Annotated in this window: 4 protein-coding genes; all 4 read left to right on the plus strand. The window is 56.2% G+C overall.

The window, feature by feature from the left end; all coding sequences use genetic code 11:
• The first annotated feature begins 30 nt into the window (after window positions 1-30).
• The 4 genes from ACETWG_13545 (at window position 31) to ACETWG_13560 (ending at window position 10,429) form a co-directional block, all read left to right on the plus strand.
• Window positions 31-4,218 carry a T9SS type A sorting domain-containing protein gene (locus ACETWG_13545; protein ID MFB0517607.1) on the plus strand — a complete coding sequence of 1,396 codons (4,188 nt, stop codon included), beginning with the start codon at window positions 31-33 and terminating at the stop codon, window positions 4,216-4,218.
• Window positions 4,219-4,404: 186 nt separating this feature from the next.
• Window positions 4,405-8,112: a T9SS type A sorting domain-containing protein gene (locus tag ACETWG_13550; GenBank protein ID MFB0517608.1), complete on the plus strand. Its 3,708-nt coding sequence runs from the start codon at window positions 4,405-4,407 to the stop codon at window positions 8,110-8,112.
• The gene (locus tag ACETWG_13555; protein ID MFB0517609.1) at window positions 8,109-8,756 is read left to right on the plus strand and encodes a tetratricopeptide repeat protein; all 648 of its coding nucleotides are present in this window, start codon (window positions 8,109-8,111) and stop codon (window positions 8,754-8,756) included. The genes ACETWG_13550 and ACETWG_13555 overlap by 4 nt, the downstream gene beginning before the upstream one ends.
• Before the next feature lie 77 nt (window positions 8,757-8,833).
• On the plus strand, window positions 8,834-10,429 hold the full coding sequence (locus tag ACETWG_13560) for a hypothetical protein (GenBank protein MFB0517610.1): 1,596 nt from the start codon (window positions 8,834-8,836) through the stop codon (window positions 10,427-10,429).
• Window positions 10,430-10,595 lie beyond the last annotated feature (166 nt).

Below are 10,595 nucleotides of genomic sequence, written 5' to 3' on the forward strand. Positions count from 1 at the left end.
TTGAATAGCAAAACGCTTATTCCCACGCAGGTGCCGAAGGGCGCATACGCCAACGGCTCCGACGGGAATCAAGTATTTGTCCAGACGATCGAGATCGAGTTCGCCGGCCACACTCCTGCTGTTGCCGATTTCTTGCAGGTGGATATACCGGCCGATCTTTCGATTGCGGACATTGATAATGACGGCAATTACGACGATGAAGTGTCCCTGAACTGGAACACGGTCCTTAATCCTACCTTCGCTGTCGATGCGGCCCAAACGGATGCCAACATAATCGTTATCGACGTTGGCACTGCTGTTGCCATCGCAGCGACTGAAAAGCTCATTATCGTAATTCCTGTCGAGTCTGAAGAGACGCCCTCGGTGGGCAGTGATAACTACATCCTCACCTTCCTCGATGCTAACGCCATCGCAGCCGAAGGTGAAACCCACACCCTCACCGTTACCTATGAGGACCAGCTATCGCTCCTTGATTGGGATGATAACTACTTCGAGGATACGGGCGGTGACGGGCGTCTGGAAACCGATAACCGGGGTAAGTATCACCCTGATCCAAGCCATGCCACCTTGCCAGGTCCCAGCACGGTCGTCGATGGAACACTCCTGCCGAATCTGGTCGTAGATGTTGATGCCGCCCAAAAGGTGGTCAGTGCCAACATCGCCAGCTGGGCAGCAACTTCCGCTAATATTTTTGACGCTACCGACGCCAATGATGTGAAGTTCTACCTCTGGGCCTCGACCAATGGTTCGCTGGCGAAGATCACCGAAGCCGACGCCGAGCGAGTGGTTGATTACGACCCAACGGCTACTCTGGATCCCAAGGAATGGCCGCCTAGCTTTGATACCCAGGACTTCAATACTGGTGCTTCCCAGACAGGCTATGTGGCCGCCTACCGGTTGCTACCGGAAGATGACTGGTTCTTCTATGTGACTTCCGATATCACCGGCGACTGGGCCCTGGGCCGGAGTGACACCATCGAGGTGCGCCATTATCCCGTCTTCTCCGATTACTTGTTACCGGACGGGACCGGACTGGGCTACGATGACACCTGGAACGGTGTCTGGGATCCGGGTGGGACCGATGGTTTGTTGGCTTCCTTTACCCTAGAATCGGGCGGTACTATCGGCACCAACGGCCTCTTCAATCCGACGACCAACCAGAATTATGTCGACATCTACTGGGATGTTGAGGATGTGGATGATAATGCCTATGTCCACGTCTTCAAAGCCGACGTAGCGACCCTGGACGTGGATGACGTTACGACCAGCGATATCGGCGGTGGTTCACTCTGGGTTACTGGTCTCGGTGATGGAGAGCAGATCCATACCGACACGCTGCGGGAAGAAGGTGCTACCGGTTATAAACGGTTCAATACCTTCACCAGCAGCGCCGATTACGAAGATGCTGGCATTTTCTACTTCTACGTTGTACTCAACGACCTCAAGCATCAGACGGTGCGGGTGGTTGACGACAACGTGCCGGCAGCCGTAGATGTTACCGTACAGCACTACTCGTATTTCGCCTTCCATCCCTACTACCCCTTCTACGATGATGTTACACCGGAATTGCCGTTCAATTCCGCCACCAGCCGTTACCTGATCGTCAGTTGGGGTAATTCCCCGGCCGGTACCGACAATATCGACGGTGATACCGACCTGGATGCCGAGGGAACGGCTACTATCAAGCTGTATGCGGTTGACGCAACCGCCCTTACCGGGGATCACGCCACGATTATCGGGGCCAACCCCCTGAGTACGGCAGCTCTGCAAACCGCCGTGGATGCTGGCAATGGATACCTGATCGCAAGCCTTGTAGACAACGCCGATGATCGGGAAGACAACCGCTATGAATGGGATGTGCGGGCCGCAGGGCTGGACCAGACCCTCAATTGGAATATCTATGCGGTAATGGCCCATGGTACTGACCCCATCGTGGTTCAGCTGAATACTGATGGCCAGCCTTCCGCTACCGGCTTTCTCAGCGGTAAAGAAGATGATATGCCCGTTAACATCACCAATGATGACTACCTGCGGGCTGTCACGCCTTACGCCGGTCCGCCGGTGGAGTTGGGCGGCAATGACCAGTTCGAACTCCGCTGGGAGGGCTTTAACGTCGATCCAGGCATCACCTCTGCCAATGTGAGAGTCCAGGCGGTTCTGGCCAAGGAGGGCGCCGACAACCCGGGCAGCGCTTCCTACGACACCTGGGTGACCGCCACCTACCAGACAGCGGACTTCATCTGGCTCCTGGGCAGCAACGCAGGTGATCTGCCCACTACCGGCGCGGATGCACTGGCCGCCGATGGTGTCAGCTCGACCATCATCGATATTAGCGACTACACCGCGACAGCCGACGCTGCGGCCCCGTCAGCAGGGAATTACTACGTGTACTACTTCTTCACCAGCGATGGTACCATGTCCACGGAAGCGGCCGTTCAGGCCCCCGGTATGGTCTACCTGACCGGTGAGACTACCACGGAGTACAATATCGAAGTCTGGCCGCAGAAGTCGGTCATCGTCACCGACGATACCCTCACCTTCGCGGTCTATGCTAAGGATGATCCCTCAGCCGAAAATCCTGCCATGATCCGCATCTTCCTGGACATTCCGAATGCCAGCCTGTTCAGCATCATCGACCAGGATGCCGCCACCGCTGGCATCCAGCCGTTTGATGACGCCGGCACCTTCGGTGGGGCTGTGCTGATTAACACCCTGTCCACAAGCGGCAGTACCTACCAGCTGAATTTCCTCAACCGGAGAGATACCGGCATCCCCCTGGCAGCCCTGACCAAAATCGCAGAGTTCCAGGTGGCCCTGACCAGTTATCCCTCCCAGCCATTCGAGGACCTGGAGGTTATCTTCAGCACTGAGGACCCGCGAGAGACCAATCTCTATGATCTGGATGGATCACCCCAGAGCACGTCTATCCCGCCGGTAGCGCTACTGCTGAAGGTCGGGCAGCTCGGCAGTATCAGCGGCTTTACCGACGTGGAAGGCATCACGGATGATCAGGGCGAGGAAGTGTCCTTTATTGTGACACCTACCGGCTCCCTGACCCCGATTACGAATAGTGCCTTCCTGTCGGCCAACGGCGATGCCGACGGTTCGGACGGCGTCCAGGTAACCCTTGGCACCGTCGGAAGCTATACCCTCAGTGGGCTGCCTACCGGTGAATATGATGTGAAGGTTCACAAGTCCGGCTATCTGGATGTGATCTATGAGAATATCAGCATTGCCGGCCTTGAGAGTAAAACTCTCCACTTCACCGGTGGCAACAAGCTCTTCGGTGGTGATGCCGCCGGATTCGATGATGACGGCGATGACGAGACGCCCTCGTTGCCCGATAACCGGGTTACCTCCGACGATACCGACGCTATCTCTGATGCCTTCGGCGCCTCTTCCGGTTCTGCCAACTGGAACGCGTACGCCGACATCGATGGCAGCGGTGAGGTCGATATAAACGATCTCATCATGGCATCGAAGAACTATGGCGAGGATGGCGAGGGTATCTTCTATAAGGTTAGTCCGATACTGGACGGGACTAACGAGGATGCCGTCGTATGGTTGGCTCGTGCTGATGAAACAGCCGAGGGTATTACCTTCGTGGTTAGCGCCAAGGCGTTGGCGAGCCTGCAAGGCTATGCCATCAAGATGTTCATTCCTTCCAAGGATTGGGAGGTGGTGAGCGTAAGTGACCTGCTGCTGGCTCACACCCCGACCATCAATCTCAGCCGGTTTGATGGTCCCAACGCCAGATTCGCAAGCGCCATTCTCGGTGCTAATGCGGTTACTCTCGAAGAGCTGGAACTTGTAAGCTTCGTCCTGAAGCCAATGGTTGCCCATCCAGCTGATCCTGCGATCGCTGAGGTAATCCTGGCCGATAGGAACCTCAAGCTGACCAAGGCCATCATCGGCAGCGAAATGGAATTGGTACCGGTCGAGTACAGCTTAAACCAGAACTACCCCAACCCCTTCAACCCGACGACTTCCATCCGCTTCGGCCTACCTGATGCCGGTTACGTGAGACTGGCGGTGTACAACCTCCTGGGACAGGAAGTTTGTACCCTGGTATCCGGTACGATGGAACCGGGTAGCTACCAAGTTGCCTGGAACAGCCGGGACAACCTGGGACGCAAGGTAACTTCTGGCATGTACTTCTATCGCCTCGTTGTGGACAACAAGGTGATCGATACCAAGAAGATGATCTTGCTGCAATAAAAAGGAAGTACGGCAACGTACTGCAGATTCTAATCCGCATGTGGCCCTGGGGTATATGGCTCCAGGGCCACGTGCCTATCGGGAGGGATAAAAACACCTGTTGTTTGGCTAAGCGACCCTTATGTATCTTGCTGATAAGGGAACCATTTAAATGGTTGGCACAGCGTTTGCAATTATAACAAGCGCATGAAGAATAACTCGCTTAGCTGTTATCTGCTGTCTCTCTTCGTGAGTATGGGGCTGGGGGGAGTTCTCACCAGCGCTCATGCCCAACCTGACCAGATTAGCGCCAGCATAAGAACCGCCACCGGCGAGACCCTCATCGCCAAGGGGGATACGGTCACATTTCTGGTCTATGTCAATCCCGCCGGCGAACGACTCACCGGCTACGACATATTTCTTACGGTAGACCCTTCCATCTTCAAGCCATTATTTACAACCGATACCCTGGGAGACACCGTTTATTACCGGCCTTTCCGAGAGACCAATCAATTGATCTGGGACAACAGCCCTCAGGTAAACGACACGCACGGTGATATCTGGGGTAAGTCCGATATGCTCAACGGCATCCCGGGATTCCAGATGGACTTTATCCACCAGACTGCCCCCGGCGCCCCTCGGCGTACCTTTCGTAAGGCCGGCACAGCCGCCTTCTTCGACATGGTGGTGATGGATTTCCCCGCTGATACTTCCAATCTGGCTTATATCAGATTTGACATAGACTACGTTGTGCCTGGCGGCGGCAGCCGGGAAACAAAGTACCACCCCGAGTTCGGCGATGCCAAATATTTCCCCAGAGGAAATCTCCATGATCTCGCTATACTGATCGCCGGACTTGCAATATACCCCCCCATTCCGGATACCGTGTTGGCACCGGGCTTACCGCTGATTATCCCCCTGGAAGATCACTTCAAAAGCAGCCTTTACAGCCCTGCCGATGCCATCTGGAATGTCACCGCCAGCACTCCCCTCCCGCCTGGAACGTCCTTCAATATGATCGGCGACTCCCTCATTATTACCACCAATCCCACCGCCCATGGCATTATAGACCTCACCATCGATCTGGATGTGCCGGATGGGCTGTATTCCGATTCGCAGGCTTTGCGGGTATATGTCGACTATCCGCCGGTGGTCGGGCCCCTGAGCATCCCCATCCAATTCGATGAAGACGACAGCCTGACCGTGCCCAAGGCGGACCTCTTCACTGACCCTGACGATTCCGGTTCGGGGATCAACTTGTGGATTCAGCCGGAGTCCCCGATATACATCCGCTGGGATCCCATCGCCGAAGAAGCCGTCTTTACGGCTGATCCGCACTGGTTTGGCAGTAGTGATATCCGCTTATTCATTCAGGACACCCTGGGACCGGGCTTTGATACCCTACTAACAGCCGTCGTCAACAGTGTGAACGACGCACCGGTAGTCGATTTTTCTGTTCTAGGAGATACGGTGGTGATCCACCGGAGCTTCCCCGATACCCTCGATTTGAGGCCGTTCGTCTCGGATGTGGATAATCTCCAGCTTACCTGGTCAGTAAGTAATCCTGATCCCACCAACCTGAGCACCACCCTGCTGCCGCCTGACAATGACCGGCTCGAGCTGCTGGCCGCTGACTACAGCCCCTTCAAAGACATCAATCTGGTACTAACTGCTACCGATAGTCTCGGCGCCCAGGGTAGCGACACACTGGTGGTCAGTATCCGCTCCTGGCCGCCGGAGATCGGACCCCTGCCGGATATCAAAATACTGGCTAGCGTGCCAGATACCCTGAGCCTCAATGAACTGGTAAGCGACAACGATACCCCCGATTCATTGATGACCTGGTCCTTTGAAGTAGTAGATTTCATCTCCGGAGTACCTGATCCGCAGGTCTCCATCACCTATGACCAGCTTTCCCAGAGAGCGATCTTCAACACTCCCACCGGATACGACGCCGCCGACCTGCTCATCCTGACAGTGGAGGATGATGACAACAACACCGACACCGATACTACCCGCCTGAAAGTCTTCTCCAGTTTCAGCCCCTTCATCTTTCCCCTGGATACCGTGGTCGTCTACCGGGATACTATTACGGAAGTGCTGGACCTTGATGACTACGTGCTGGATCCCATTTATGATCCCGAGAACATTACCTGGAGCTATTCCGGCGGGGACAGCCTCGAGGCCGTCCAGATCGGGGCCGATCATGTGCTGACCCTCGTGACCGATCCCTTCTTCTTCGGCTACGATTCCATCACCTTCATCGCTACCAATCCCGACGCCTACAGCGACACCAGCGTCCTGGTGGTGAGGGTGATACCCCGCGTGGATGGCCCGCCCCTGTGGCAGCCGCTGCCAGCCAGCGTGGAAATCGTCTATCCCGATACCATCGACCTGCTCACCCTAACCGAGGTCTGCAAGGACGATTTTACCCCCCGTGACCAGCTCATCTTCTCCGGCTTCGTCAATCCTGACCCCGGCACCCCCCTAAATCTGGCTATCGACTCGGTCTCCCATCTGGCCCGCATCTCGGTGCCCGCATTGGATGTATATGATACCTGGCTCTTCTTCTCCGCCGAAGACAATCAGGGGCAGGTCTCCTACTCCGATACCGTTCAAGTCCTTGTCAAGGACTCCTATTCCCCCGTCTGGGCTCCGATACCAACTATCTCCATGTACGTGAACCAGACCTTTTCCGACCTTTTCTTGCAGGACTACCTCTCGGATCGGGATACGCCCTTGAGCTCCCTTACCATCACCTATTTTAATCCCAATCCACGCATCACGGTGATCTACGACCCCGCCACGACGCAGCTCACCATCCAGGCGTCAGGATATGCCACTGAAAGCTGGATCACCTTTTACGCCACCGATCCCTCAGGCAACACCGCCATGGTACGCCTGCGGGTTATCGTAAGTGCCATTATCGATGTCACCCCTCCCGAAGGCGGGCTTACCTACTTTTTCAACCCGGCGGCCGACAAGTGGATCCACTTCGTCCTCGTGGGCGACAGTACCACCGCCCGCATCAAAACCAAGTGCATCTACAACGCCCGGGAAGTGCCCCTGGCCTTCACCCAACAGGACAGTCTACCGGGTACACTGACCTGGATCGCCCCCTACCGCTTCCAATACCCCGGTGTGTATCAGCTTAAGGCCGAATTAATTGATGATTACAATAACGCTCTCAATCTATCCCTGCCCCTCTCGGTGGCCTTTTCAAAGGCAATGGGGGACATTTTCGCCAGCCCGGACAGCAGGGTGACCGTCTCCTATCCCCAGGCTTCCATCGTCAATGGCAGACTCCTGATCCTGACGGAAGAATCCGCCCTGGAGTCTATCAGCGGGCAAATGGCTGAACTCGCCGGTGGCAAGGGCGACACTGAGGATAGCCCTCAGGCACCGCCCAAAGTCTATTCCCTGGACACCAATCTTCCTGAGCCCCTCCTGGTCACGCTCACCTATGACCAGCCCCAGGACACCGACCCCTACTATTCATTTTACCAGGTCGCGGGGGATAAGCTGCTGAAGATCGATACTTACACCAGCGGACCCGGGCAGTTCGAAGCGGCTGTCCTGCTGGGCCAGGATGTCATACTTGCCCACTCTGACACTCCCGCCCATGAAGCTCCCTTACCGGGGGCTGAACTGTTCTGCTACCCCAATCCCTTCAATGCGACCCTTCAGGTGCGCTTCATGCTGCGACAGGAAGACCAGGGTCGAATCGTGGTCTACAACCTCCTGGGGCGGGAAGTGTTCGCTTCCCCCAGGCAACCTCTTGGACCCGGCGTGCACGTGTTTCACTGGCAGGGCATTGATAACCGCGGCCGGCTGGTGCCCTCCGGGGCCTACATTATTCGCCTGGAGACCGTGAGAGGCACCGCCATGACACGGAAGGTGACACTGCTGAAATGAGATTCATCAACATTATGCTGACGCTGGCGCTCGCACTGGCTCTAGGAGCTTGTGGAGGGAAAGGACCCACAAAAAAGGAGCGGATCGATGCCTTCAACGAAACCGGCTGGGAGCTCTTCCAGAAGGGCGATTTCACCGCCGCGCTGGAGGAATTTTCCGAAGCCCTCGCCCTGGATTCCACCAATGTCGCCGCAAACGTGGGCCTGGGGTGGTGTATGCTCCTGTTGGGCGATCCGAACCTGTCAGCCATTATCGCAGCGTTGGAAGTAGGCGCCACCAGTGCCAGCTGGCAGCACGACGCCTGGTGCGGCTTGGCCGTGGCCAATCTGAACCAGCAGCTCTACGCCGAAGCCGATTCCGTGGCTGGCCTGGTCCTGGCGGCGGATTCCAGCTATGTGTTCACCTACCGCCCCCAAATCGACTGGCAGGATCTGCTCGTCATTCAAGCCCAGGCCCGGTTTTTCACCACCGCATACATCCAGGCCTGGCAGGCAATCCAACCCTTGATAGTGGGCCCACCCTACGATGCCATTGATCCCGCTGATCCTACCACCTGGGTCATCGGCACCACGAGCTACAGCCTTTTCGAGGAAGTGCTGGCAGTTATCATCTCCGCCCTGGCGGAGCAATACAGGCAAATGTAAGCAAATGGCCGAGAGATCGTATCATAAGCTGACCCATCTACGGATCCTGAAGACGGCCATTTTTGGAGGTTTGAGTTGTGAATAGGAATACCAACCGCCTACTGGCAGCGACGTGTGTGCTGCTGGTCGGTTTTATGGGCTGCGAACTGGTGAATACTCCGCCCAGCATCGACATCATCGTGGAAGACGAATCCCCCCTTACCGGTTCCACCCAGACTTTTACCGCCGTTGTAACCGACCTGGACGAAGATGAAGTACTGATCACCTGGTCCGCCACGGCAGGTGATTTCTCCAAGAAAAGAGGGGAGTCCGTCAGGTGGACCGCCCCCTTGGAAGTTCAGAAGGTGGTGGTCACGGCAGTCGCCGACGACCGCAAGGCCGGTGGCATTGACTCCGCCCAGGTCGTGCTTTCAGTGGGCAATGATATACCTTTGATCACCGATTTTACCAGCAGTAGCCCGTACGTCTACTTCGCCGGCTCCGTCGAGCTGGCCTGCACCGCATACGATCCCGACGGCGAAGATATCACCTTCAACTTTTATACCTCGCCCTACGGGGTGGGTAGTTTCGCTGCCCGGCAGCCGGAGGATAATACCGCCACCTGGGAGGCCCCCCCGGCGGAAACCATCTCGCGCACCTACGATCTCATCGCCGAAGTGGCTGATGAACAAGGGTATACCTCGAGAGATACACTCAAAATCCTGGTCTACTCGGAATACGGTACCGTCTGGATCGTCGACAGTGACCAGCAGACCCTTTCAAAATACACCTCCCGCGGGGCGAAGGTGCTCACATCGCCGCACTCCTTCGAAGAGCCCGTGGCCGTTGTTAACTATATCCAGCATGTGCCCAACTATTATGTGGCTGACCGTGAAGCCGGCGAAGTCGTCAAACTGGACGCCCTGGGGCGGGAAGTATACACCTACTCCAACATTCCCAACGTCATCGACCTCGCCATCCATCGCGACACCGGCACCTTGTGGGCGATAAGCGTCGATTCCGAGGAACCGCGGCTGACGGTGATCAACACCTTCACCAATAGCGAGGTCATGCAAATCAAAGGCCTGCGCCACCCGATCGCCATTGCCATTAACCAGAGCCGGAACGACGTATGGCTGGCCGACATCGGCGAGGGCGACCGCATCATCCTGCTCTATGCTGAGGAAATACTGGCCGATCCCCCGGATTCACTTACAGCGGCCAACGCCACTATCTTCGAAGGAAATTTCAATAGCCCGTCCAGCCTCTTTATACGTAATGAAGAGGATGCCACCCTCTACATCGCCGATACCGAGGATAACCAGATCGAACGCCTGACCTACAATAGCCTCACCGGCAATTATCGTCGGGATACCCCCGTTATACTCCCCGATGATGCCAAACCCATTGACGTCGTGGCCACCATCGTCGGACTGGTCTGGATGCTGAACTCCGGCGACGGGACCACCATCGAGTACTTCGATGAGGAGGATGTGCCCACCGCCCAGCCACTGCCCTTCCTGACCTCATACCCCTTCATGGCACCCCATACCATGATCGCCGACATCGAGTACGGCCACGTCTGGGTCGCCGATAACGGCACCCATCAGGTCGTCCAGATCGTGAATGCGGATTCGGTGGGAGTCATCATCAGCGGCTTCTCCTTCGTGGAAGATATGGCGATAAATAAATAGTCTTACTGTAACAACGGAATGCCGGAACCCCTCGTTTTTCCCAGGCACCAGCGCCCTCCGAGACCTTCAGAGCTTCATCCTAGTTCTTGATAATAAGACAATTATATCTTAATATTAACCGGATCACAGCAACCCGATCTTGAGAGCTGGAAGCTGTATGGGCCCA

It is taken from the genome of Candidatus Neomarinimicrobiota bacterium (assembly GCA_041862535.1).
Lineage (GTDB): Bacteria > Fidelibacterota > Marinisomatia > SCGC-AAA003-L08 > TS1B11.

What these genes read in the sequence shown, in the direction of transcription:
- ACETWG_13550 (MFB0517608.1), top strand. Translation starts at nt 4,405, where the DNA reads ATGAAGAATAACTCGCTTAGCTGTTATCTGCTGTCTCTCTTCGTGAGT.
- ACETWG_13555 (MFB0517609.1), top strand. Translation starts at nt 8,109, where the DNA reads ATGAGATTCATCAACATTATGCTGACGCTGGCGCTCGCACTGGCTCTA.